At 66.9% G+C, this 25,007-nt stretch carries 22 protein-coding genes, 1 tRNA gene and 1 pseudogene; 8 read left to right on the forward strand and 16 right to left on the reverse strand.

Annotated features, from left to right (window positions below; genetic code table 11):
* Positions 1-200 precede the first annotated feature (200 nt).
* Positions 201-758, forward strand: coding sequence for a hypothetical protein (locus IPK27_23330; protein ID MBK8070437.1), 558 nt, complete (start codon positions 201-203; stop codon positions 756-758).
* Here IPK27_23330 and IPK27_23335 read toward each other — a convergent pair whose 3' ends face one another.
* The 5 genes and pseudogenes from IPK27_23335 to IPK27_23355 all read right to left on the reverse strand — a co-directional run bounded on the left by IPK27_23335 (position 759) and on the right by IPK27_23355 (position 6,220).
* The gene (locus IPK27_23335) at positions 759-2,063 is read right to left on the reverse strand and encodes a hypothetical protein (GenBank protein MBK8070438.1); all 1,305 of its coding nucleotides are present in this window, start codon (positions 2,061-2,063) and stop codon (positions 759-761) included.
* The gene (gene arsB, locus IPK27_23340; GenBank protein MBK8070439.1) at positions 2,063-3,088 is read right to left on the reverse strand and encodes an ACR3 family arsenite efflux transporter; all 1,026 of its coding nucleotides are present in this window, start codon (positions 3,086-3,088) and stop codon (positions 2,063-2,065) included. The genes IPK27_23335 and arsB overlap by 1 nt, the downstream gene beginning before the upstream one ends.
* Positions 3,089-3,096: 8 nt before the next feature.
* Positions 3,097-3,480 carry an arsenate reductase ArsC gene (locus IPK27_23345; protein ID MBK8070440.1) on the reverse strand — a complete coding sequence of 128 codons (384 nt, stop codon included), beginning with the start codon at positions 3,478-3,480 and terminating at the stop codon, positions 3,097-3,099.
* Complete coding sequence (locus IPK27_23350; protein MBK8070441.1) at positions 3,477-3,818, reverse strand: helix-turn-helix transcriptional regulator; 342 nt, start codon at positions 3,816-3,818, stop codon at positions 3,477-3,479. Before IPK27_23350 ends, IPK27_23345 begins: the two co-directional genes overlap by 4 nt.
* Before the next feature lie 380 nt (positions 3,819-4,198).
* Positions 4,199-6,220, reverse strand: a pseudogene (locus IPK27_23355) (dehydrogenase).
* Between the two features lie 72 nt (positions 6,221-6,292).
* Here IPK27_23355 and IPK27_23360 point away from each other — a divergent pair.
* A complete protein-coding gene (locus IPK27_23360; GenBank protein MBK8070442.1) occupies positions 6,293-7,600 on the forward strand; it encodes an iron-containing alcohol dehydrogenase in 1,308 nt (435 codons plus the stop codon).
* Between the two features lie 47 nt (positions 7,601-7,647).
* Here IPK27_23360 and ahpF read toward each other — a convergent pair whose 3' ends face one another.
* From ahpF to rarD, 4 genes are all read right to left on the reverse strand, one after another.
* Positions 7,648-9,222: an alkyl hydroperoxide reductase subunit F gene (ahpF, locus tag IPK27_23365; GenBank protein ID MBK8070443.1), complete on the reverse strand. Its 1,575-nt coding sequence runs from the start codon at positions 9,220-9,222 to the stop codon at positions 7,648-7,650.
* Between the two features lie 137 nt (positions 9,223-9,359).
* Entirely contained in the window at positions 9,360-9,923 is a 564-nt protein-coding gene (ahpC, locus tag IPK27_23370; GenBank protein ID MBK8070444.1) for a peroxiredoxin, read from the reverse strand.
* Positions 9,924-10,026: 103 nt separating this feature from the next.
* On the reverse strand, positions 10,027-10,578 hold the full coding sequence (locus tag IPK27_23375) for a GNAT family N-acetyltransferase (protein MBK8070445.1): 552 nt from the start codon (positions 10,576-10,578) through the stop codon (positions 10,027-10,029).
* Positions 10,579-10,632: 54 nt separating this feature from the next.
* Entirely contained in the window at positions 10,633-11,526 is an 894-nt protein-coding gene (rarD, locus tag IPK27_23380) for an EamA family transporter RarD (protein ID MBK8070446.1), read from the reverse strand.
* Between the two features lie 771 nt (positions 11,527-12,297).
* Here rarD and IPK27_23385 point away from each other — a divergent pair.
* From IPK27_23385 to IPK27_23395, 3 genes are all read left to right on the forward strand, one after another.
* Positions 12,298-13,293, forward strand: a complete 996-nt coding sequence (locus IPK27_23385; GenBank protein MBK8070447.1) for an NADP-dependent oxidoreductase — start codon at positions 12,298-12,300, stop codon at positions 13,291-13,293.
* Positions 13,294-14,091: 798 nt separating this feature from the next.
* The gene (locus IPK27_23390; GenBank protein MBK8070448.1) at positions 14,092-15,153 is read left to right on the forward strand and encodes a hypothetical protein; all 1,062 of its coding nucleotides are present in this window, start codon (positions 14,092-14,094) and stop codon (positions 15,151-15,153) included.
* Between the two features lies 1 nt (position 15,154).
* Complete coding sequence (locus tag IPK27_23395; GenBank protein MBK8070449.1) at positions 15,155-17,758, forward strand: RHS repeat protein; 2,604 nt, start codon at positions 15,155-15,157, stop codon at positions 17,756-17,758.
* Between the two features lie 285 nt (positions 17,759-18,043).
* Here IPK27_23395 and IPK27_23400 read toward each other — a convergent pair whose 3' ends face one another.
* Together IPK27_23400 and IPK27_23405 are read right to left on the reverse strand one after the other, a co-directional pair.
* A complete protein-coding gene (locus IPK27_23400; GenBank protein ID MBK8070450.1) occupies positions 18,044-18,400 on the reverse strand; it encodes a hypothetical protein in 357 nt (118 codons plus the stop codon).
* Positions 18,375-18,539: a hypothetical protein gene (locus tag IPK27_23405; GenBank protein MBK8070451.1), complete on the reverse strand. Its 165-nt coding sequence runs from the start codon at positions 18,537-18,539 to the stop codon at positions 18,375-18,377. Before IPK27_23405 ends, IPK27_23400 begins: the two co-directional genes overlap by 26 nt.
* Positions 18,540-18,632: 93 nt before the next feature.
* On the opposite strand from IPK27_23405, the gene IPK27_23410 reads away from it, so the two are divergent.
* Positions 18,633-19,361: an MbtH family NRPS accessory protein gene (locus tag IPK27_23410; GenBank protein ID MBK8070452.1), complete on the forward strand. Its 729-nt coding sequence runs from the start codon at positions 18,633-18,635 to the stop codon at positions 19,359-19,361.
* Between the two features lie 55 nt (positions 19,362-19,416).
* Positions 19,417-19,578 carry a hypothetical protein gene (locus IPK27_23415; GenBank protein ID MBK8070453.1) on the forward strand — a complete coding sequence of 54 codons (162 nt, stop codon included), beginning with the start codon at positions 19,417-19,419 and terminating at the stop codon, positions 19,576-19,578.
* Between the two features lie 106 nt (positions 19,579-19,684).
* Here IPK27_23415 and hflC read toward each other — a convergent pair whose 3' ends face one another.
* The 5 genes from hflC to IPK27_23440 form a co-directional block, all read right to left on the reverse strand.
* Positions 19,685-20,629, reverse strand: coding sequence for a protease modulator HflC (gene hflC, locus IPK27_23420; protein MBK8070454.1), 945 nt, complete (start codon positions 20,627-20,629; stop codon positions 19,685-19,687).
* Positions 20,626-21,555, reverse strand: coding sequence for an FtsH protease activity modulator HflK (gene hflK, locus IPK27_23425; protein MBK8070455.1), 930 nt, complete (start codon positions 21,553-21,555; stop codon positions 20,626-20,628). The genes hflC and hflK overlap by 4 nt, the downstream gene beginning before the upstream one ends.
* Positions 21,556-21,857: 302 nt before the next feature.
* Complete coding sequence (locus IPK27_23430) at positions 21,858-23,474, reverse strand: serine hydrolase (GenBank protein ID MBK8070456.1); 1,617 nt, start codon at positions 23,472-23,474, stop codon at positions 21,858-21,860.
* On the reverse strand, positions 23,471-24,064 hold the full coding sequence (locus IPK27_23435; protein ID MBK8070457.1) for a hypothetical protein: 594 nt from the start codon (positions 24,062-24,064) through the stop codon (positions 23,471-23,473). Before IPK27_23435 ends, IPK27_23430 begins: the two co-directional genes overlap by 4 nt.
* On the reverse strand, positions 24,064-24,546 hold the full coding sequence (locus tag IPK27_23440) for a sigma-70 family RNA polymerase sigma factor (protein ID MBK8070458.1): 483 nt from the start codon (positions 24,544-24,546) through the stop codon (positions 24,064-24,066). The genes IPK27_23435 and IPK27_23440 overlap by 1 nt, the downstream gene beginning before the upstream one ends.
* Before the next feature lie 278 nt (positions 24,547-24,824).
* Here IPK27_23440 and IPK27_23445 point away from each other — a divergent pair.
* Positions 24,825-24,898, forward strand: a tRNA-Arg gene (locus IPK27_23445).
* Positions 24,899-25,007 lie beyond the last annotated feature (109 nt).

The raw sequence follows: 25,007 nt of genomic DNA on the forward strand, positions 1-25,007 counted from the left end.
CCTTGCGGCATCTGCAAACTGCGCCGCGACGGGTTGATTGACGGGTTCAAAGGCACACTGTGCCTCGCTGCCATCAACGCCCCAGTCCAGTTCCCCTGCCCCGCTTCATCTTCCCCTGCCCCGCTTCACCGGCGCCCCCCGCCCCGCTTCACCTGCCCCCTGCCCCGCTTCACCTTCCCCCTGCCCCGCTCTTACCCTCCATGACTTCCCAGATCCGTCTCGTCCTCGCGCTCCTGGCAACCCTCGCCCTCGCTGCCTGTTCGCCGCCAGCCAACCGCGGCGACACGCGCGCCTTTGAGCCGCAAGCCGCGGCGCAGGCGCTGGTCGACCGGGTCGAGTCGCTCGGGATCGACGGGCTCCCGGATGACGCGCAGATGCGGGCGCTGGCGCCGCTGCTGGCGCCGGAGCTGCGCGCGGATTTCGAAGCTGCGCGCGCATGGCAACGCGGCGAGATCGAGCGGATGCAGCGCGAGGGCAGCGAGGACAAGCCGCCGTTCGTCGAAGGCGATCTGTTCAGCAGCCTGTTCGAAGGCGCCGACAGCAGCCGCGTGCTGTCGCTGACCGGAAACGACGCGCGCAGCGTGGCCGTTGTCGAGCGCGGTTACGGCAGCGGCGGCGACCGCGTGGTCTGGCGCGACCGCGTGGTCCTGCGCCGCTCCGGCGACCGCTGGCTGCTGGTCGACATCGAGTACGGTGGCGACTGGGCTTTCCAGGCGGGCACACGCTCGCTGGCGCAGACCCTGAAAGCCCGCGACTGATCAGGCCGGCTGGCCGACTACCACCACCGGCGCGAAACCACCACCCAGCGTGCGGAAATTGGTGGTCTGCCCGCTGTAGATCCGCGCCGCCAGCAGCAGGACCTCGCCGGCATAGGTGTAGGCGCGCAGATCGAACTTCAGGTCGCTGGCCTGACCGTCGAGATCGATCGCGCGTGCGCCAGGCGGCACCAGTTCCTGGGCAATGAAGCCGCCCGCGAGAATCTCGCTCCACACCCGCCGAGTGAGCTTGTCGCCACGGTAGGCTGCCTTGCTGCCGAAGCTGGCCCAGGGCTTGAAGAACCAGTCGCGCCGCCCGGCCCAGAGCGATTCGGCGTCGGCGGCAGACACCTCGCGGGTGCGCGGCACCACTGCGGCGAGCACGGCGCGATCCGCCGCGGGGACATCATGCGCCGCGAGCCAAGCCGCATCGCCCAGGGTTGCGAGGTTGCGCTTGTCCGCATGCAGCGCGTGCGCTCGCGGGTGCGGCGTCAGCACTACCGCACCGGCCTTCCACGCGGCATGCAGCGAGGCGTGCGCCGGGTCGTCGAGTTGGAAATCGGTGAGCCGGTTGTAGACCAAGTCGAGCGTGCGCCCGCCGGCCCACAGCCGGCCGTCGCGCCATTCCAGCGAACGCGCATCGGCAATCTGCGCGTCCAGGCCAGCATCCGCGAACAGCCGGCGGAACAGCGCGAATTCCGGCGCCAGGTACTGCGCTTCGGGCTCGTCGTCGATGATCGCCCCGCTGCGCACCGGCACCTCCCCCCGCTGCGCCCGCCACTCGGCCTGGAACATCGCGAGCACGCCCGCTTCCAGCCGCTCCAGGGGCACGCCCGCCAGCGAGGCATTGCGCAGCCCTGCGCAGCACGCCGCCTGAGCGCGCGCCAACGCGAGGTTCAGCAACAGCCCGCCGGCATTGGTGTTGATCTCGATGAGCCGCGGCCCTTGCGCTGTCAGGTGGAAGTCATAACCCATCAGCACACCGCGCGGGCCGCGGTCGATGCGCGCCGTGGGCGGTACGCGCGCCAGCGCCAGCGCCTGGAAGTCCGCCAGCGCGATGGTCCGCTCGATCGCAGCGATCGCCCGCCCGATGCCTGTGGCCACCGCCGGCGAGATGAACACGGTGGTCGCCGAGAACAGATGGGGGTGCGACTGCGACAGCCCTTCGCCCCAGCCGGCCCGGCCGGCCTCGGCGTCGAGCAGTCGCAACAGCTCTACGCGATCGAGCGTACGGCAACGGCAGGCCGCATTCAGCTCCTCCGCGGTCGGCGCCAGCAGCACCGGCCCTGGCAGTTCCAACGCCTGCATCAGGCCCTCCCTGCCTCGTACCAACCCTTGCTGCGATTGACCACGCGCACCACCAGCAGCATCACCGGCACCTCGATCAGCACGCCGACCACGGTGGCGAGCGCCGCGCCGGATTCGAAGCCGAACAGGCTGATCGCAGCCGCTACCGCCAGTTCGAAGAAATTGGATGCGCCGATCAGCGCCGAGGGACAGGCCACCGCGTGCGTCTCGCCGGCCCAGCGATTCAGGCCGTAGGCGAGGCTGGCATTGAACAGCACCTGGATCAGGATCGGTACCGCCAGCAGCGCGATCACCAGTGGCTGCTTGAGGATGGCGACGCCCTGGAAGGCGAACAGCAGCACGAGGGTGAGCAGCAGCGCGGCCGTCGACCACGGCGAGATCGTCGCGAGCGCGCGCTCCAGCGCCTGCGGCCCGCGTTTCAGCAGCGCCCGGCGCAGCGCCTGTGCGATCAGCACCGGGATCACGATGTACAGCAGCACCGAGATCAGCAGCGTCTCCCACGGCACGCTGATCGACGACAGGCCGAGCAGCAGCGCGACGATCGGCGCGAAAGCGAACACCATGATCAGGTCGTTGACCGCCACCTGCGACAGGGTGAACAACGGGTCACCGTTGGTCAGCCGGCTCCAGACGAACACCATCGCGGTGCAGGGCGCTGCCGCCAGCAGGATCAGTCCGGCGATGTAGCTGTCGATCTGTTCCGCCGGCAGCCAGGGTGCGAACCAGTGGCGGATGAACAGCCAGCCGAGCAGCGCCATCGAGAAGGGCTTGACCAGCCAGTTGATGGCGAGGGTGATGCCGATGCCGCGCCAGTGCCGGCGTACCTGCCCGAGCGCGCCGAAATCGATGCGCAGCAGTATCGGGATGATCATCACCCAGATCAGCATGCCCACCGGCAGGTTGACCTTCGCGACCTCCCAGCCGCCCAGGGTCTGGAACACGCCCGGGAAGACCTGCCCCAGGGCGATGCCGGCAACGATGCACAGCGCCACCCACAGCGTCAGGTAGCGCTCGAAGCGATTCATCGGCGCGCTCACAGCGACTCCAGCAGCACCTTCACGCGCCGGCTGATTTCGTCGCGCACCTCGCGATAGGCGTCGTCGTCCATGTGCTTGGGATCGGGCAGCGCCCAGTCCTCGCGCCGCTTCGCCGGAATCCACGGACAGTCGTCGCCGCAGCCCATCGTGACCACCGCGTCGAACTCGCCGGACACCGCGTCCAGCGATTTCGACGAATGCTGCGTGAGGTCGTAGCCAAGCTCACCCATGAAACGGATCGCCTTCGGATTGATCACGCCCGACGGGCGCGAGCCAGCGCTCTGCGCATCCACCGCCGCACCGCCGTGGACATGCGCGAAGGCCTGCGCCATCTGGCTGCGGTTGGAATTCTCGATGCAGACGAACAGAACGCGTTTCATGCGCAGGAGCGCTCCTGGTCGGGCGCGCAGGCGAGCGGCTCGCAGCAGACGGCAGTGCCGGCGCAACAGTTCTCGGTGAGGTAATCGACCAGCCCGCGCATCGCCGCGAAGTCCGCGCGATAGCGGATGTAGCGCCCGTTCTGCTCCGCCTGCACCAGCCCGGCGTGCATCAGGGTTTTCAGGTGGAAAGACAGCGTGGCCGGCGCAAATCCCAGCTGCGCCGCGATGTCCCCCGGGTTTCCGCCGGCCGGCCCGGCCTGGACCAGCCAGCGGAACACCGCCAGCCGGGACTTGTGCGCGATCGCCGCGAGCGCGGTGACGGTCTGATCTGCTTTCATATTTTTATAATTATCGAAATATTGGATGATGGCAAGGCCCAACCTATTCAACGCGGAGACGCGGAGAACGCAGAGAAGAGCTTCAAGACGCCTTTCGCGACCCTCGCCAGACCGCGCACCAACGCCCGTTGGCTCTCGCGTAGGGCGGTGTATCGGGCAGCGATTCACCGCCGGGGGCTGGCGGCAGGTACCCGGGGAACGCGCTGCGCGCGTACCACCGGGCTACGCGTTCACCGAAAGGATCGCGGACAGAGTCCGCGCCCTCAGCGCCCGACTCAGGACGCTTTTCTCTGCGTCCCTTTGCGTCCTTTGCGTCTCTGCGTTGAACTGTCCTGCTCAGACCCGTCAGCCACCTTCCCGCGCCGCGCGGGCTTGCGCGCGCGCGCTGCCAGGGCGAGCTCGCGCACGCGGGCGATGTCGGCGTCGCTGAACACGCCATTGACGCCGGAGATGGCGGCGAGCTTCATGCCGTGCTTGAGGCCCATCTGGTAGATCTCGCGCACCTTTTCCCATTCGATGGCGCGGCCGATGGTGAAGTTCTCGAAGCGGCCCTCGAGCGCCAGCACGATGGTCTCGGCGAGGCAGGCGTAGACCACATTCTTCGGCAGGCCGATGTTCTTGACCTTGACGTCTCCCGGCAGTTCGATTTCGCCGGATTCGATGACCAGCACGTCCGGACGCTTGGCGACTTCCTCCGGCGGCAGGTCCAGCGGACGCGCGACATCCGTGATCACGCAGCCGGGCTTGACCTTCATGATGTCGAGCACCTTCTTGCCGGCGCCCGAGGTGGCGGTCACCACCATGTCCATCTGGGCGAGGTGGGTGTCCGCGCGCGCCGACAGTACGATGTTGGCATCCGGGGTCTCCTGCAGGATCGATTCCTTCAGCGCCAGCAGCTTGGCGGTCTCCGGCGAGACCAGGGTGACTTCCTCGGCCGCGCGCACCAGCAGGCGCGAACAGGCCGAGCCGATCGCGCCGGTGGCGCCGACCACCATCGCCTTGAACTTGACCCGCGCCTTGCCCTTCGGCCGCGGCAGCAGGCCCAGCCGCAGCAAGGCATCGTGCGCCGCCCACAGCGCGCCGGAGGCGCTGTAGCTGTTGCCGGTGGTGATCGGCAGGCTGGCGCGCTTGGCCACGGTGACGCCGGCATCGCCCACCACCTTGGTGAACGCGCCCAGGCCCATGATCTGCGCGCCCAGGCGCTTGGCCATGTCGGCCGCGGCCAGCAGGCGGCGGTAGGTGAACTCGGGGCTGTGGCTCATGATCTCTTTCGGCGTGCCGCCGACCGAGATCAGCCAGCCCTCGGCCTCGACGCCGGTGGGCGACTGGATGCCCTCGATCTTCGAATAGACGAAGGGCGGCGCGTAGGCCATCACCTTTTCCAGCGAGTCCATCAGCAGCGGCGGCGACACCCGCGAGAGCAGGTCGACCGGCTTGAGCTTCTTGAAGTACTCCTGCGACAGCGGATGGATCACGAAGGCGAAGCGGTTCACCCGCTTGAAGCCGTTCGGATACAGGATCCGCGGCGCCATGCCGAGGCTGGTGATGATCTCGAGGATGTCCTCTTCGAGGATCTCGTCGGGCGCCTTGCCGGTCGCGGCGATGATCATCGCATCGAGCATCTCCGGGCCGAGCACATGCCCGTCCAGCACCGGGGCGCCGTCGATCACCATGTTGACGCCCTTGTCGCGGAAGCGCGCCAGGCGCTCGTCGTTGACGTTGCTGGTGATGACGGTCTTGCCGGCCAGCTCTTCCAGTCCGAAGTCGTCCAGCTCGTGCACCGGCGCGACCACCATGGTCGCCTTGGTCATCGCCTTGCCGAGCACGAAGCGCGTCCATTGCTTGAGCAGCAGCGCCGGGATCACCCGCGGCGGGGTCCAGTCGGACACGTAGTGCATGCCGCTGGCGTACAGCCCCAGCGCATCCAGCGAGGTCAGCAGCTTGGGCACCCCAAGCTGCAGCAGCGGGTCGGCGAACTGCAGGTTGGCGGTGTACTCGGACATCGACATCGCCAGCTTGTAGTTGGCCATGCCGGAGAAGAACAGCACGTTGGCGTTGTCGAAGTAGCGCCCGAGCTTCGACTGGGTGTGGCGCACCGCCCACTCGAGGAAGATGTCGGCCAGCCGCGCGCCGGTGGTCAGCGGCACGCGCGTGACCTCCTGCGACAGCCACAGGGTGTCCTGGTCGATCAGCCGCTGCGCGCCGATGCGATAGGTGTCCTTGACCACGCCCAGGCCGATGGCATCGGCGCGCGACTCCCAATGGCGCAGCAGCCTGGCTGCCCGCGCGCTGCTGCCATCGGTACCCAGGCGCTTGACCTTGAGCCGCTGGCCGAGAAAGGTGGTCGTAAACTCGAAGTCCTGTTTTTTCGACCCGAGACTGATGCTGATCACGGTCTTCATGGTGTGGGTGCGCCAGAGTAGGTTCCGGATGAATGATGGAGGTGACGCGTGAAAACGACCTTGATCGGCGACATGGCGCGGACCTACGCGCTGCCTGGACTGAAGCGCGCGGCCGGCCTCGCCGTCCGCTTGGTGCCGGTGCCGCAGCCGACCCTGCTGGTGGGCGCAGGATCGAGCCGGCGCCTGGGCGAGGCGATCGGCGCCTTCGCGCACGCCAAGATACTGCTGGTGACCGATGCTGTCGTGCTGAAGCTGGGCCTGGCCCAGGGCTTGATGGCGGCGCTCAAGGCCAGCCGTACGGATGTCGTGGTGTACGCGGAGATCACGCCGGATGCGCCCGTCGCGCTGGTGGAACAGGGCATCGAGATCTACCAGCGCGAGGATTGCGACGCGATTGTCGCCATCGGTGGCGGCTCGGTGATGGATGCGGCCAAGGTGATCGGCCAGGCGGTGGCGAACGAGCGCCATCCGCGCCAGCTGGTCGGCTATTTCCGCGGCTGGTCCGGCCCGCCGCCGATCTACGCCGTGCCGACCACCGCCGGCACCGGCTCTGAGGTCACCGTCGCTGCGGTGATCTCGGACCCTGCGCACCACCAGAAACTGGTGATCGCCGACTCGCGCCTGGTGCCGCGCATGGCAGCGCTCGACCCCGAACTGATGACCGGCTTGCCGCCGCCGATCACCGCCGCCACCGGCATGGATGCGCTGACCCATGCGGTGGAAGCCTTCATAGGCAACTGGGGCACCGAGTACACCGACAGCATGGCGCTGGCGGCGGTCGGCATGATCTACCGCAACCTGCCCACCGCCTATGCCGATGGCGGCAACCTCGCCGCCCGCGAGCAGATGGCGCTGGCCTCCGCCTACGCCGGCATGGCCTTTACCCGTGCGAATGTCGGCAATGTGCATGCCATCGCGCACCAGCTGGGTGGCCGTTACCACACGCCGCATGGCCTGGCCAACGCGATCATGCTGCCGCCGGTGCTGCGCTTCTCGGCTGGCGCCATCGAAGCAAAACTGGCGGTGCTGGCCGAGCGCGCCGGACTCGCGCGCAAGGGCGACTCGCAGGATCGATTGGCGCAGAAGTTCCTCGATTCGGTCGAGGCGATGAACCGACGGCTCGGCATCCCGCAGCAGCTCGATGCGCTGCGCGAGGAGGACATCCCGGCGCTGGCCAGTGCCGCGTGCTGGGAGGCCGACACCAACTACCCGGTGCCGCGGGCGATGTCGCCTGGCGACTGCGAGGCGCTGCTGCGCGAGGTGCTTCCCAGCGGCAACCCGCCCGCCAGGAAAGCCCGCCCGACGCGAGCCGCGCGGCCGGCAGGCGCCGACGGCGCGGCCGCGAGGCCCAGGACCAGGGCGCGCAAGGCGCCCCCCTGAGGCGCGTCTGCGCTGCGAGGCGAACGTGGCCTGCGCCGCGGTCGGTTTCAGGCGGCGACTGCCAGCTCCGCCGGCGCCGAGTGCCGGATCAGGTGGTCGAAGGCGCTGAGTGCCGCCTTGCTGCCTTCGCCCATCGCGATCACGATCTGCTTGTACGGCACCGTGGTCGCATCGCCAGCGGCGAACACGCCCGGCAGCGAAGTCTGGCAACGCTCGTCGATGACGATCTCGCCGCGCGCGGTCAACTCGACGCTGCCCCTCAGCCACTCGGTGTTCGGCAGCAGTCCGATCTGCACGAAGATGCCCTCCAGCTCCAGCGCATGCATCGCGCCGTTGTGGCGGTCCTTGTAGAGCAAGCCGCTGACCTTGCTGCCGTCGCCGCGAACCTCGGTGGTTTGCGCCGAGGTGATCACGCGCACATTGGGCAGGCTGCGCAGCTTGCGTTGCAGCACCTCGTCGGCGCGCAACTGGCTGTCGAACTCGATCAGCGTGACGTGGCTGACGATGCCAGCCAAGTCGATCGCCGCCTCGACCCCGGAATTGCCGCCGCCGATCACCGCCACGCGCTTGCCCTTGAACAGCGGGCCATCGCAGTGCGGGCAATAGGCCACGCCCTTGTTGCGGTACTGGTCCTCGCCGGGCACATTCATCTGGCGCCAGCGCGCGCCGGTCGACAGCACCACGGTGCGTGCCTTCAAGGTCGCACCGCTGGCGAGATCCACTTCGACCAGCCCCTCGCGGCTGCGCAGGGCCTGCGCGCGCTCAAGGTTCATGATGTCGACCTCGTAGCCGCGCACATGCTGCTCCAGCGCGCTGACCAGCCTCGGCCCTTCGGTGTGCGGCACCGAGATGAAGTTCTCGATGCCCATGGTGTCCAGCACCTGGCCGCCGAAGCGCTCGGCGACGAGGCCGGTGGCGATGCCCTTGCGCGCGGCATAAATCGCCGCCGACGCGCCGGCCGGACCACCGCCGACCACCAGCACGTCGAACACGCCCTTGCGCTTGAGTTGCTCGGCCGCACGCGCCGCCGCGCCGGTGTCGAGCTTGGCCAGCACCTGCTCCAGGCTCATGCGGCCCTGGCCGAAGACCTCGCCGTTGAGGTACACGGTAGGCACCGCCATCACCTTGCGACGCTCGACCTCCGCCTGGTTCAGCGCGCCATCGATGGCCACGTGGCGCACGCGCGGATTGAGCACGCTGATCGTGTTCAGCGCCTGGACCACGTCCGGGCAGTTCTGGCACGACAGCGAGTAATAGGTTTCGAACTGGAAATCCCCGTCCAGCGCGGCGATCTGCTGCACCTGCTCGGGGCTGATCTTCGGCGGATGGCCGCCGACCTGCAGCAGGGCCAGCACCAGCGAGGTGAACTCGTGGCCCAGCGGGATGCCGGCGAAGCGCACGGAGACATCTCTGCCGATCCGCGCGATGGCGAACGAGGGCCGGCGCGCGTCGTCGTCGACGCGGCGGTATTCGATCAGGCTGGACAGTTCCGAAAGCTCGCGCAGCAGGCTTTCGAGTTCACGCGACTTGGGGCTGTCGTCGAGCGAGGCACGCAGTTCGATCGGCAGCACCAGCTTCTGCAGGTAGGCCCGCAGCTGGGTCTTCAGGTTGGCATCGAGCATGGCGATCTCCTTGTCTGCGCCGGAACCATGACGCGCGTCGCGTAGCCCGGAATACGCGCGCAGCGCGTACTCCGGGTACTCGCGGCAAGCACCCGGAGAGCCGCTCCGCGGCACTCCGGGCTACGTTCGACCGGGCGTCAGATCTTGCCGACCAGGTCCAGCGACGGTGCCAGGGTGGCCTCGCCTTCCTGCCACTTGGCCGGGCACACCTCGCCCGGGTGGCTGGCGACGTACTGCGCGGCCTTGACCTTGCGCAGCAGCTCGCTGGCATCGCGACCGATGCCGCCGGCGTTGATCTCGACGATCTGGATGCGGCCCTGCGGGTCGATCACGAAGGTGCCGCGCTCGGCGAGGCCGGCTTCCTCGATCATCACGCCGAAGTTGCGCGTGATCGTCCCGGTCGGGTCGCCCACCATCGGGTACTGGATCTTGCGGATAGTCTCCGAGGTGTCGTGCCAGGCCTTGTGGGTGAAGTGGGTGTCGGTGGACACCGCGTAGATCTCGACGCCCAACTTCTGGAATTCGGCGTAGTTGTCGGCCAGGTCGCCGAGCTCGGTCGGGCACACGAAGGTGAAATCGGCCGGGTAGAAGAACACCACCGACCACTTGCCCTTGAGGTCGGCCTCGGTCACCTGGATGAACTCGCCGGCGTGATAGGCGGTCGCCTTGAACGGTTTGACTTCGCTGTTGATCATGGACATGGGGTATCTCCTGTCGAGGTTGGGTGAAGAAGTTGACGGTGACTCTAGCGCGCCATGCTGCAGTGCACCAATCAATTCTATGTGAAACCTCGATAGGCTGGATCTATCGCCCCGCGGCGGATCGCTGCGCCCTCCATTGCGCCTGCGACTGGCCCCAGGCCTCGACCTGAACCTGGTCGTGCGGCGGCGGCAGGCGCGTGGGCCCGAGCAGGGTGGAGCCCAGTCGCTGCGCCAGTTTCTGCGAGCCGAGATTCTGCGGATCGATGGTGTGGATCACCTGTTCCCAGCCGAGCACGTCGAAGGCGTAGTCCATGCATGCCACCGACGCTTCCAGCGCGAATCCCTGGCCCCAGGCATCGCGATGCAGGGTCCAGCCGACCTCATTGCCAGGCCAGCCCTCCGGGCACCATGGGCCGATACGACCGATCCACTGGCCGGTGTCCTTGCGCACCACCGAGAACATCGACACCCCGGTCTCGTGCCAGGCACCGATCATGCACATCAGCGCGCGCCAGACCATCGAGCGCGGCTGGCGCCCGCCGAGGTAGCGGGTGGTTTCGTCGTCTTCCATCGCTTCGGCCCAACGGTCGAGGTCGGCGGATACCGGCACGCGCAGCAGCAGGCGCGGGGTTTCGAGTTGCGGCAGTGTGCTCATCGGATCAATGCCCGGGTGTTGGATCCACCAGCATAGGCGATGGCAGATCGCCGGCTACGACGACCTCGCGCGACGCCGCCAGCCGTCCTGGGCGTAGATCGCCAGCGCCAGCCAGATGCAGCCGAAACCGATCGCGCGATCGCTGCCGAAGGGCTCGCCCAGCAGCAGCACGCCCGACAGCAACTGCAGGGTCGGCGAGATATATTGCAGGATGCCGACCAGCGAGTACGGGATCCGCCGTGCGCCGTAGGAGAAGCCGATCAAGGGCAGCGCGGTGAGCACGCCGCCGAGCACCAGCAAGCCGTCCTGACCGATCGCCCCGGTGAGGAATGCAGCGCGCTGCGCTGACGCCATCCACAGCAGCCAGCCGAGCGCCACGGGCGTCAGGATCAGGCTCTCGATGGCCACGCCCGGCACCGCCTCAACCGCCACCTGTTTGCGGATCAACCCGTACACGGCGAAGCTCGACGCCAACACCAGCGCGATCCACGGCAGCGCGCCCTGGCTCAGCGTCAGCCAACCCACGCCGACGGCCGCCAGCGCCACCGCGCTCCACTGCACCCGGTTGAGGCGCTCGCCGAGCACGCCGACACCGATCGCCACCGACAGCAGCGGATTGATGAAATAGCCCAGGCTGGCATCGACCACGCGTCCGTTGGTCACGGCCCAGATGTACACGCCCCAGTTGATGCTGATCAGCAGACTGCTGGCGATCAGCATGCGTCCCACCCGGCGCCCGGCGAGCGCGCGCCGCAACCAGCCGCGCCCATCGCTCCAGAACAGCCACAGCGACACGAACACCGCGCACCAGAGCACGCGGTGGGCGATGATCTCGAGCGCCGGCAGATGACTCAGCAGCGCCCAGTACAGCGGGAACAGGCCCCAGATCAGGTAGGCCGACACCGCCGCCGCAAGGCCGCGGCGGTCGACGGGCTGGGTTGGACTCATCCGGTGCGTGGCTCGTCAAAAACGGAGCGCGATTCTGCGCGGTCGCAGACTGGTGGATGACTCGGATTGGCATCCGCGGGACGGGCGGTTGTGGCGCCGTTTGGCAAGAGGGCACGAGGGCACGAGGGCACATGCGCGCAAGAGCCGGTTCGGTGCGAAAGTGCGCCCTTGCGTGCCCTCGTGCCCTCGTGGCCTCCGGATTTTTCCGCACCAAATCAATGTCTTATAGATTGTTCGGTGAGAGTCCTGGTCGCCCCTGGCCGGTGTGCTTATTCGCGCATCGAACCGTGATTCTCGCAAGATCGCGGACTGTGTTTTTGGACGCAAAGGACGCAAAGGACGCAAAGGAAATCAAACGCGATACAGCGCTGGGGTATCCCCGGCACTTGCTGTCTTTGCGTCCTTTGCGTCCCTTTGCGTCCTTTGCGTACTCAATCACAGGGTCGTCGTTTCGCACGGGCTGAAAATGTATGAAATTCAACATCTTGGCGCATGTTCGGTGAGAGTTCCGGTCGCCCCTGCCGGTCTGCTTTCTCGCGCATCGAACCGGAGTGCACGAGGGCAGGCGAGAGCCGGTTCGGTGCGAATGAGCGCCTTCGCGTGCCGTCGTTCCCTCCGAATTAACACCTAACAATCAATGCCTTGCGATAGGCTCGGTGGGAGCAGCTTCAGCTGCGAGCTTCTGCCGTCGGCCGCGGGGAGAGATCGCCGACGGAGTCGCAAGGACCTGCGCCTCGACGTCAAGGCCCGCAAGGTACGCGAGGGCGCCCTGTGGAGGCCTGGATCCTCGACCGCTACGGCAAGCGCAACCAGCTGCGACTGGCAGAGGTCGCGACACCGGCGATGCGCGAGACCGATGTCCTGGTCCAGGTGCGCGCCGCCAGCATCAATCCGCTCGATGCCAAGATCCGCGGCGGCGAGTTCAGACCGATCCTGCCCTACCGCCTGCCGCTGATCCTGGGCAATGACCTCGCCCGCGTGGTCGAGGTGGGTTCGCGCGCAAGCCGGTTCAAACCGGGCGACGAGGTCTATGCCCGGCCCGACAAGGACCGCATAGGGACCTTCGCGGAATTGATCGCGATCGATGAGTCTGACCTCGCGCTCAAGCCCGCGCGCCTTTCCATGGAAGAGGCCGCGTCCATCCCGCTGGTCGGCTTGACCGCCTGGCAGGCGCTGGTCGAAACGGCCGGGCTGATGCGCGGCCAGAAGGTGCTGATCCACGCCGGCGCCGGCGGCGTCGGCACGATCGCGATCCAACTTGCCAGGCACTTCGGCGCAGAGGTCGCGACCACCACCAGCACAGTCAATGTCGAATGGGTCAAGGCGCTCGGCGCCGATCACGTCATCGACTACAAACAACAGGACTTCTCCACTGTCCTGCGCGGTTACGACGTGGTCCTGACCAGCCTGGACAAGGGGACGCTGGAGAAATCGCTGCGCGTGCTCAAGCCCGGCGGCAAGCTGATCTCGATCTCCGGCCCACCGGACCCGGCGTTCGCTCGATCGATCAGCGCTTCCTGGCCGTTGCGGCTTGTGATGCGACTGCTCAGCCATCGCATCCGAAAACAGGCCCAGGCACGACAGGTCAGCTACTCGTTCCTGTTCATGCGCGCCGAGGGCGGGCAACTGCGCGAGATCACGCGCCTGATCGACGCCGGAATCATCCGACCAGTGCTGGATCGGGTCTTCCCTTTCGACGCGATCAACGCGGCCCTGGCCTATGTCGAACAGGGACGTGCCAAGGGCAAGGTTGTCGTGCGCACATGAATCCCTGACCGGCGGAGGAGATCGCCCGCACCTTCCCGCAGGCCGAAGTGGTCAAAGCCTTCATTTCCTTGTTCGCGCAGGTGATTGCCGCCGGCCCAGCATTCGCCGACGGCAGGACGGCCACCTTGTTGGTCGCCGCGGACCGGCGCGTGGCGCATGACCGCTTCCGCCTAACCGCAGGGACGGCGCCAACGGTGCGATCAGCATCGCCCGCATCTGTTCGCGCAGCCCCGGGGGCAGGAGGATTTCGGCCTCGCTGCCTGGCGTTGCACGTCCATCAGCAGCTCCCGCACGTGAGTGTTTGGCACCTCAGCTCCAGGCTGCCAACGGGCAGGCGGCGCTGGCGCTGGCGCGAAAGCGAATGCTCATCGGCCACCCAGCGCGCGGCGTACGGGCTGATGAGAATCACCGCCTCGTGCATCAGTCCTGGCAACGATGCCGCAGCCGGCGTCCTGATGCGCATCGAGCTGGGCGATTGGAAGGAGACCAAGAGCGCCCGACACAGCGGGAACTGGCCGAGATTGGATGGGCCGACACAGCCGCCGCGGGGCCGCGGTGGTCGACAGGCTGGCTTGGCCTCACTTGCGAGCAGTTCGTCCGAAGCTGGGCGCGCCAGCTGGGTTGATCCACGCCATGCCCCGGGGCACCCTTGCAAACCCATTCATAATTCTTTACCGTTGACGAACTCATGCGACGCCGGCGTCGTCGAGGGACTTGCGGCGGTTTGAATTCAACGACTGCGAGCAATTGCGCTCCGCGCAAACCTGGCGCCTGGCGCCGCAACAAGCGAGGCTGCGGATGCCCGAACATTCAGCGAAGCCAGCCCTGACGCTCGGAAAGATCGCCTGGAGTGTTGCGTTGGCGATGGCTGCGGCGACCTCGGGCCTTGCGGTGCTGTCCAACGCGACTATGGCTCGCGACGCGTATTGGGCCGGCCAGTTCATCGGCGGATTCATTGGCGCGCTGCTGCTCCCGTTGCTGCTCGCCTACATCGTCTGGTACCTGTCGGGCAGGCGCAATGATGCCGCGCGCGTCATCTTCCTGGTAATGCTCGTACTCGGACTTTTCGCGCAGTTGGGGCGGGTGGGCACGGCGACGTCAGAAGCGAAAACCAGGCGCCAACTCGGCGCGGCGTACATGGAACTGAATCAGTCGATATTGACCGCCGCGATGGACGTAGGCTTCACGCGTCGCGACGTGGCGGCGCGACTGTTGGCTTATGAGCGCCGTTTCGACGAATTGACCTCGCCCCAGCGAGGTATCGATCCACTGCGCGGCGCCATTCGCGAGCATTACCTCGACATCCTGAAGCGGGAGCTGGAATACGCCGCAGTGCTGCACGAAGTGTTTGGCGGCGATGTGATCAATGTTGCAAACCTGTACCGCGACGGCGAACTCGCGCGCTGCCGCGCGATGCTGCGTAACATGATCGAGGCCGGACGCGCCTACGAGCAGCACATAGATTCCTTGCCCGCGCGACTCGAGGCGCGGCTAAAGGACCACAATGTCGACCCCAGACGAGCCTCGGAAATTGTATCTGGCACACGTAACGACCTCCAAAAGCACGTGGCGTCGACCAAGTTGCTGTTGAAGGCGCGCGCGGAGTGGGCCGGCGCGGTGGACGCGCTGTACGACCACGTCGCAAGATCGATGAGCCGCTCACGCGTAGCCGCCGACGGCCTGATCGAGTTCGACGATGAAGCAGACCGATCACGATTCGAAGCGCTCGCCAAACGCGTTGATGCGGGCACAGATGTGCTGGTGAAGCTCGAGGAAGGCGTCATGAAGGAACTCGAGGTGCCGGTGCCGCCAGAGGAACCAGCGAAGACTGTTGCACAGCCACAATCCGTAAAAATCTGACATGTCAAATGGTGGCTCGCGTATCGGCGTCGCGCTGCTCATGCTGTTGGGACTCGCCGTGGCGGGCCATCGCATGTTCGTGGCGGCGACCGAGCACGCGCCGGAGCGCGAACCCACGCCGCCGGCGAAGACCGGGCAACCTGCTCTGTCGAGCGCCGCACGCCTGATCATTGGCTTCGTGGGCGTCGGCGCCAACGGTGACGGTGATGCGAGCGGGCTCGCGGCGCGCGTGCACGGCGTACACGCGGATGCCGTCGCCGTCGACGGCGAATGGAGCCCAAGTGCCGGCTTCGACTGTCGCGAAAAGGCGACGATCGCATTTGAACTCGCAGACGAGGCAGACGTGCGGGTCGTGGCACTTGGCCCGGACGGCGCGGCTGGCGAAACGGAGGAGCTGCGACTGCCGATAGGGTTGCACGTGCGCACGCTGCCGGCCGGCACCGCGACGGTTCGGATCGAAGCCAGCTCAGGCGCCCGTACCGACCGTCACGAAGCCGCCATCTGGCGCCGCGCGATAGCACCGGAAGTGTTGCCGCTGGGGCACACTTTAATCGAAGGCGTGCTGTTGTTCGACGGCCACCTCACGCATTCGGAAACGGACCTCGACTTGGAAGGCCTTGGTCCGGACCTGTCCTTCGAGCGCACCTACTCGAGCACGATCGGCGACGCGGTAGGCACCGTGGGCCGTGGTTGGCGATCGGTTACCGATGCGCGCGTGCGACATGACAGCTGCGGGCACATCCTGGCCGCGGCCGGGGGCACGTATGTGAACTATTTCGAGGCAAAGCGAGAGGGCCGCTTTCGGCCGCTGTACGGTCACCATTCAACTCTCGAGCGTCTTCCGGTTGGCTGGCGCATGACCGCGAAGGACGGCACGCGCTACGAGTTCAACGAGCCAGACGGCGCTTCGTTCCGGCTATCCACGATTACCGATCCGCACGGCAACCGAGTGCTGCACCGCTACGTTTTGCTCGAGGGCTGGACGGTGCTTGCCCAGATCGAGGATGCGACAGGCCGCAAGCTGGAATTCACCTATCGCATGCGGACGCTGCGTGCAGGCGAGCGTGTGCTCGAGCGCCGGCCGCTGCTGACGCAGGTCGACGGCCCCGGCGGCTGGCGCCTGATGCTAGAACACGATGCGAGCGGCAACCTCGTTGCAACCACGGTGAAAGATGACAGCGCACTAGGCACGAAGCAGCAGTCCTTTGCGTACGAGGACTTCGCCGACGCCGACGGCGAGCGCCTTGGTTTCCGCCTCGTGCGCATCGACGATCTATCGCAACAGACCTGGACCGGCTTCGGCTACGAGCGCGCCATGGGCATTGCGAGGGACGCCGACGCACGCCATGCGCTGACGCGCCTGGTCCGGCATCGCAAGCCCGACAATGGCGTAGTTGCGTTCGCCTACAAGGGAACGCCCGGCGCCGGCCCGGTGTCGACCGTGGTCACATCGGCACGAGGTCCCGCGACGACGTACGAGATGGACGTGAACGGTTTGGTCGTGGCGACGCGCAAACCCAGCGGCACCAGCACAAGCGAGTGGGATGTCGGTGAGCGCCTAGTCACGCAGAGCACTGATGCGAATGGGCGCATCATCGAATATGCGTACGACACACACGGCAACAAGCTGCGCGAAACGCTCCGCTTCGGGTCGAGCACTCCGGTGGTCCGCTCGTGGGACTACGTGCCCGCAAGCGAGTTCCAGGTACCGATCCGCAATCGCATCAAATCGGCGACCGACGGTCGTGGCTTGGTCACTCGCTACCACTACGACTCGCGCGGCAATATGTTGTCCAGCGAGCGCGCTGGCACCGCAGAGCGCTGGCGTTACGGCAAGCGCGGCGAGTTGCTCGCCGCGATCGCAATCGACGGCACCGAGGTGCGCTACGAATACGACACCAACGGCTATCTCGCATTGGAGACCGGCGAGGTAGGCGACAAGCGATTTCGCCACGACGCGCGCGGGCGCCTCCTCGAAGAGGTCGACGCAGGCGGCGCGACGCGCACCTGGCGCTACGATGTTCGCGACCGGGTTCTGCAACGTTCCATGCTGATCATCGACGATGAAGACGCCATCGCGTCGGTGATGTTCGACGACCGCGCTCGGCGCAAGGTCGCCACACATCGGAACGGCGGCAAGTCGGTATTCGACTACGACGAGATGGGGCGATTGTTGAAGCTTGTCGATCCCGACGGACGTGTGTACACCAAGCAGTGGGATCTCCACGGCAACCTGCTTCGGGAGATCGACTTCGCGCGCAGCATCACCACCTACCGATACGACGACTCCGACCGACTGGTCGAGCGCAAGGGCCCGGGCAAGGAGGACATCGTCGAGTACGCTTACGACCGCTACGGCAACATGACGGCCGAGCGCACGCGCGGAGCGGACAGGGATGAACTGGCCGAGCAACGTTTCGACCATCCCTTGTACAAGCCGACCTGGTCCCGCTTCACACGCAAGGGCGAGCCAACCGAAGTCTGGTTCAGGGAATTCGACGGCAACGGCAACTGCACTCGCCTGCGCGGCGACGACGGCCATGATGAGCGCTTCGAATACGACGCCTTCGACCGGCCGAGACCGGTCAGTCAGCGCACAACCTGATCGTCGACGACTTCGGCCTCAAGCTCCTGCGTACCCCGCACGACGAGGACTGCCACGAACTCAACGCCGAGCGCTACGAGCGCGCAGCCACCACCCGTCACCAGCAACGTCGACTTCGACGAATGGGCCGACGCCCGGCGGAGCCGAGCAGGTTGTCACCGTCGACCGCCTACGCCACGGCGCCGGCAGGTATCGCGACGCCGCACGCGACACCCTTGATCCGACAGGCGTGCATGAAGCACTCGAATGCCTCGATATCACATGGTTGCAGCCATCCGCGCCCCATCAGCCTTCGCCTTGGTGAAACTTGCCCTTGATCCAGTGGCCAACGACGCGTGGAACACCACCCTTCGGGTAGTGCCACTGCGGCCCGTTGTAGTTCGCGCCGCGCCCCGGAAAGAGGTATAGCCCGGATCGCTCAGCTCCGACATGCTCGAACATCGGATCATTGTTGCTTGGAATGCCGTCGTTGGTGCGGTTGTAGCAGTGGTCCGAGACGATCACGCTGTGGCGTGGGCAGCCACATTCCGCTGAGACCATCTCGGCAAGCTCCGCGCCGCGGAGTGGCTGCCCGGGATGCGCGTCGTTGAGCCGGCGGGCGACTCGTTCCAGCACATCAGCGATCTTTTCCCTGGCTGCCATGGCTCAACTCCGCGGTCATCTGCACGGTGCGGATGACCATGTTACTCGGCATCGATCCGCGGATGCCGTCATCCGCCGCCCCGCCGGATCCCGCGCGGCAGTCGAGGAAGGACGGAGCACAGCCATGCTCGGCCAGCATGGCGAGGCGTATGCTGGGTGCTAAATTCAGGGGAGTGCGGTACCGATGGCAAGACGAGTTGGTCCCGCACTGTCCTGCCTCGCCAGCGCCTTGATGGCGGCTGGCACTTTCGCGCCGGTCGACGGACACGCCCTGACCTGGGCCCTGCCAGCGTCGCTCCAGGCGCTGAGTGTCCAGGATGACGACGCCGAGGATGCCGACTGGCAGGACGAGAGCGGCGAGTCGGAGGGCGAGTTCGAGGAGAACGAATCCGCGGGCGAGGAGGAGCAGGCTGCAGACACCACCGAAGCCGAGGACGCGTCCTGGGAGGACGAGCCCGCGGATGAATCGGCGGAGGAATCCGAGAGTGAATCGGAGGAGTCCGACGCCAACGCGGAGGATCCGGCAGCGGAATCCGTCGACGAATCGAGTGCCCCGGAGGAGGAAGAGGCGGAGGACCCTGAAGCCGCAACACCGGACGAAGCGGCGGACCCGGCCTCGCCGCCGCCGGAGCCCCTGTCGCCACAACCACCTCCGCCCCCGCCTCCGCCAGACCCACCTGCCCCGCCCACTCCCGTGACTGCGGGGCGGGTCGCGTCCCGATCTTGGGATGACCCGGACGACAAGACCATCTACAGGGTCGTGATCAGCCACGATGAGCAGTACTCGATCTGGCCGGCAGACCGGGAGCCTCCCTTCGGCTGGAGAGATGCGGGCAAGACCGGCAGCAAGCAGGAAGTCCTCGACTACATCCAGGAAGTGTGGACGGACACGCGCCCCTCGTCCCTGCGCAAGAAGATGGAAGAGGCGGAGCGCGAGCGGCAGAAGGACGGTGGCCAGTAGTCTCCGGAGCAGTCGTCTTGACTGACGCGGACACGCCCGGCACTGAGAGCTGGGCATGAATATCGTCGGCGTCTCGGCCTTCTATCACGATGCCGGCTGTTGCCTGCTGCGCGACGGAATACTGGCGGCTGCGATCGAGGAAGAACGCTGCTCGCGGATCGAGCACGACGCGCGCCTGCCGGTGCAGGCATTCCGCCAGTGCCGAGGATGGACGTAGTCCGCCGGTACGCGCGCAGCGCATTCCCCGGGTACTTGCCGCCAGCCCCAGGCGGTGAGTCGCTGCGCGACACACCGCCCTACGCAAAATCAATCCCTGCGAGCGTTCACTGACCGCGCTTGCGCGTCGACTCCAGGTACTTGAAGAACTCCGAATCCGCGCCGAGCACCAGGGTGGTGTTCTCACCCATGGCCTGGTAGCTCTCGAGGGTGCTCATGAAGGCGTAGAACTCGGGGTCGGCGCCGTAGGACTCGCCGTAGATGCGGGTGGCTTCGGCGTCCGCCTTGCCGCGGATCTCGGCGGCCTGGCGCTCGGCCTCGGAGCGGATGGTGCGCAGCTCGCGCTCCATTTCGCCGAGGATTTCCTGGCTGCGGCCCTGGCCTTCGGAACGGAAGCGCTCGGCGATCGACTGGCGCTCGGAGATCATGCGGTTCTCCACCTGCGCGCGCACGCTGTCGATGTAATTGATGCGCTTGAGGCGCACATCGACCAGTTCGATGCCGAGTTCCGGCGTCTGCTTGGCGGCGGCGTGCAGGATTTCCTGCTCCAGCTTCTCGCGGCCCTTCTTCGGCTTGTCCAGGTCCACCTCGATCGTGACGCCTTCGTCTTTCAGCACCTTGGCATCCACCGCCCAATCGGCCGAACGCACGATTTCCTCGAGGTCGGTGCCGGAGATGATGTCGCGCACGGCCGAGTCGATGATGTCGTCGAGGCGCGTGCGCGCGCCGGCTTCGTCGCGCACCGACTGCATGAACTTCAGCGGATCGGTGATCTTCCAGCGCGCGGTCGCGTCGACCAGAATGAACTCGCGGCCGAGGGTGGGCACCTGCGAGACATCGCCGTCCCACGGCATGATGCGTTTGTCGAAGCGGCGCACGTCCTGGATGAAGGGCTTCTTCCAGTGCAGCCCGGGCTCGGTGATGACCTCGCCCACTGGCTCGCCGAACTGCACGATGATTCCCTGCTCGGCCTGGTCGATGACGAACATGGCCGGCTTCAACGCCAGCGCGACCAGCGCCAGCAGCACGATGATCGAAAACAGGCGCGTCATTGGGCATTCTCCTTGCGGGCCTTGTCACCCACGTTCATCAGCGGAACAGGCGACATCTGGCCGTCCTTGACCACCATCACGGTGCCCACCTTCGGCAGCACGTTGTAGATGGTTTCCAGATACAAGCGGGTACGGGTCACATCCGGCGCGCTGCGGTACTCGGCCAGGATGGCGTTGAAGCGCGCCGTCTGGCCCTTGGCGTAGTTGATGCGTTCAGTGGCGTAGCCCTGGGCCTCGGACAACGCGCGGTTAGCTTCACCGCGAGCCTTCGGGATTTCCTGGTTGGCCTGCTTGGTGGCCTCGTTGATCATCCGCTCGCGCTCCTGGCGCGCCTCGTTGACCTCGTTGAAAGCTGGCTTCACCGCAGCCGGCGGAACCACGTCCTGCAGCTCCACCGTGACCACGTGGATACCGTTATCGTAGGCGCTCATCGCCTTCTGGATCTCATCGCGCGCCAGCGCGGCGATCGCCACGCGCGCGGTGGTCAGCACCTCGCTGCCGAGGCGGTTGCCGACCACCCGGCGCATCACCGACTCGGAGATGTCGCGCAGGGTGCGGTCCGGATCGCGCTGCTGGTAGAGGTACTTCATCGGATCGGCGATGCGGTACTGCACAACCCACTCGACATCGATGATGTTGAGGTCGCCTGAGAGCATCAGCGACTCGTCCGGGAAGTCCTCGGTGGAATAGGAGGAGCGCTCGTCATCGCTGCCGGCGGTGCGGAAGCCGAACTCCTGCTTCATCACCCGCTCGGTGGCGACCTTCTGCACGCTGTCGATGCCGAAGGGCAGCTTGAAGTGCAGGCCGGGATCGTTGATCGACACCACCTTGCCGAAACGCTTGACCACGGCGCGCTCCTCCGGCTGCACCGTGTAGTAGGAGCTGAGCAGGCCCCAGACGATGAAGCCGAGGACGATGACCACCATCAGGCCGTAGCTGCGCGAACTGCCGCCACCCGCCGTCGATCCCTTGCTGCCGCCATTGGCCGCACCGCGTGCGGCTGCTTTTGAACAGTTCCGCCACCTTGTCGCCGGGATCGCTCATGCGCCTGTCTCCGAATGTGACTGGCGACAAGCATACGCAGGTATCCGCCATTTCGGCCCATGGATGTAGGCACCCTTTGCCCCCGCAGAGCCCAGCGTGCTCGAGTTTTCTCCGCTGCGGAGCCTGCGACGGTCGTGAGGGCACCCAGGCTGAGCAAGCCCGGCTCTACCCCTTGGCCAAGGTCTCAGCGCACCCTTTGCGCGCGCTGTTCGATGCCGCTCTGGTGCAGCACCACGGCGGTCACCTCGCCTTGCGCATCGCGTTCGAAGGCGAGTTCCGCATCGACCACCTTGTAGAAAAATCGGTCGGCGCTGCGCGGGTAGACCGGGAACACCGGTTGCCCCGCCAGCCGCGCCAGCAACTGTCGGTCGTCGAGGCTGACATCAAGATCGACGCCGGGCGCGAAGCGGTACTTGCCGACCAGCGTGGCGAGCGCCGTCGCGCCCACCTCGATCTCCTGGCGCTGCTGGCTGAGCGCCACCGGATGCGTGCGTAGTGCCTTCTGCAACTGGCCGCCCTGCGCCAGTTCGAGCGCCTTCACCTCGCCGCCCTCGCGCAGGAAATGCAGCGCAGCGTCGATCTCGCCGAGCGCATACCAGTCGTCGCCAAGTGCTTGCAGTTCGAAGGCCGGCTGGCCGCTGGCCTGCGCGACCAGCAGGCCCTGCTCGCGGTACACGCCGATGCCGAACTGCGGTGCGAGCTGGTACTGGCCGAAGACCGATTCGTCGACCGCGACTTCGCGCGGCTCGATAGGCGCGACGCCGAGCGCGCGCAGCGCAACGTCGGTCGGATCGGCGTCCCCGCTGACCAGCACGGCGACACCGACGCCGAGGTCGGGCCGGAATCCGACCACGCTGTGGAAGCCGGCGGTGCCGCCGTTGTGCCAGTAGACCGGCTGGCCGTCGGCGCGGGCGACGTGCCAGACGCGGGTGATCTCGAAATCGCCGGCTGCGCCGAGCACGCGCAGGTCCTCGGCCAGCGCGTGCTTGAGATCGTGCTGGTGATGGCCGAGGTAGGCTTGCACCAGCCGGCCGAGGTCGCCCGCGCTGCCCCACAGCGATCCGGCGCCGGCGAGCGCATCGTCGAAGCCCCAGGCCTGCACCGGCTTGCCGCCCTGGATCGCGCGCGCCGCCCGTTCTCCCGGTCGGAAACTGGTGTGGTCCAGCCGCAATGGCGCGATCAGCCGGTTCTCGATCGCCGCGTGGTAGCCCGCGCCATCGTGGCGACCAAGCAGGTAGCCCAGCACGCCGGCGCCGAAGTTGGAGTAGGCGTAGAAATCGCCGAGCGGCTGCTGCGCGCGCGCCATCGCCAGCCCCTGCAGCAACTTCGATTCGTCGTATCCGGCGTAAGGATCGACGGTGTTGCCGAGGTCCAGGTTGGGCGGCAGGCGCGGCAGGCCGCTGCGATGGCTCGCCAGCGCCTCGAGCGTGACCCGCGCGAGCGCCGGGTTGCCGAGTTGCGCGCCGTCCGGCAACAAGGCGCCGAGCGTCGATTCGTAGCGCAAGTCGCCCGCTGCCACCGATTCGGCCAGCAGCAGGTTGGTGTAGACCTTGGTGATCGAGCCGATCTGGAACTGGCTGTCGGCATCGGGCAGCGCATCCTGGCTGCCGTCGAGGCTGCCGTGGCCAGACACCTCGAGCGTGGCGCCATCGATGCGCGCAAGACTCGCGGCCGCCAGCCGACCGCCGGCCCGCTCGGCTTCGATCCAGGCCTTCAGCGAGGCAGTGTCGGGCATGCCGGCGTGACTGGTTCCGGCGAGGCCCAGGCTGCAGGCGACGGTGACAATGGCGATCGGGTTCATGGGTCCTGCTCCTCGTTGAGTTGGGTCAACCGGGTCTGGATCAGATCTGCCTGCGCGCGGAACTGGGTGCGTGCCGCGTAGCGGTTGGCCCAGCCGATCAGCATGCAGAACGCGATGACGATGGCGGCGTAGATCCACTTGCCCGGCGTGATCGGGCCGCTGGAGAAAGTCAGCCCGAGTACCCCGATCGCGCACGGCGCGAGGTACCAGAGCCAGATCGCTTCGAGCATGCGCGCCTGCTCCAGCAAGGCTGCGCGTTCGGCCTGCAGGTACTCGCGGAGCGGCCGGGTGGGATCGGGGCGCGGCCGCAGGCTGCGCGCGCGCCACAGCCGCAGCGGCACCCAGGCCGCCCACACGGCGAGCAGGCTGGCCCATCCGGCCGGCAGCCACTGCGCCTTCAGCCCGTAGCGCAAGGCGATGTAGCCGAAGAACGGCGCCACGATCAGCGCGCACAAGGTCTCCAGCAGGTCGCGTCGCCATACCTGGGCGTGCAACTTGCTCTCGCGCTTGCGCACTTCGGCGAGCGCCGCCTCGAAGGCCGGCGGTGCGCCGCCCTGCTGCCACTGTTGCCGGATCGATTGCCAGTCCATCAGTCGTGCTCCAGAAATCGTGCCTCGAAGAGTTGCCGCAGGCGGGTCATGCGGATGGCCACTGCGTTCACGCTCAGCCCGAGTACTTCGGCGATCTGCTCGCGCTCCAGTCCTTCCAGGTCGAGCAGCAGTAGCGCGCGCTGCAGCGGGTCGAGTTCGGCCAGGAAGTTCTCCAGCACCTGCAACTCGCCGTGCGCAGCGCCCGCATCGCCTGCCTCGGGGATGCTGTCCAGCGCTTGCTGCGGCGGTCGCGGCCGGCGCTGGTGGCTGAGCGCGGTGTTCAGAGCAACCCGGTAAACCCAGGTCGCCGCGCCGCTGCGCCCCTCGAATCCGCGGAAGCCCCGCCACAGTTGCAAGTGCATTTCCTGCAGCAGGTCGCGCACCTCGGCGGGTTCGGCGTAGTGCCGCGCAAGCCGCTGCAGCGTGCCGTGGTTGGCGCGCAGCAACTCGATGTAAGCCTGCTCGTCGGCTGGGGTGCTCATGCTGGGATTTCGTGGTTGCTTGCAGAGGATTGGTCGTAGCGGCGTCCGGATTTTTTCGCGCACTCGGGCATGCTCGTCGATTCACCGCCTGTGCGAACCCGCTGCGCGTGATCGATCTGCTCGAATGGCCGCAGCTCAGTTGGGTGAAGACGGGCGCTTGCGCGCCACTGGCGCGCGCCCGGCTGAACGCCCGGCGGCTGTGCCGACGGGCCGGATATCCAACCCTTGGGCTCGCGCCGGCGGCGTTCATGCGCCCGCGCTATGATTGGCGGCTCACTGCCCCCGTAGCTCAGTTGGATAGAGCGTCCCCCTCCTAAGGGGAAGGTCGCACGTTCGAATCGTGTCGGGGGCGCGCACTTTCGGGAGGGCACGAGGGCACGAAGGCACGAGGGCACGGTAGAGCAGGAGCTGGCCAGCTCTTGCTTTTACGTGCCTTCGTGCCCTCTTGCCCTCGTGCCCTC

The sequence above is a fragment of the Rhodanobacteraceae bacterium genome (assembly GCA_016713135.1).
In the GTDB taxonomy this organism is placed as follows: Bacteria; Pseudomonadota; Gammaproteobacteria; order Xanthomonadales; family SZUA-5; genus JADKFD01.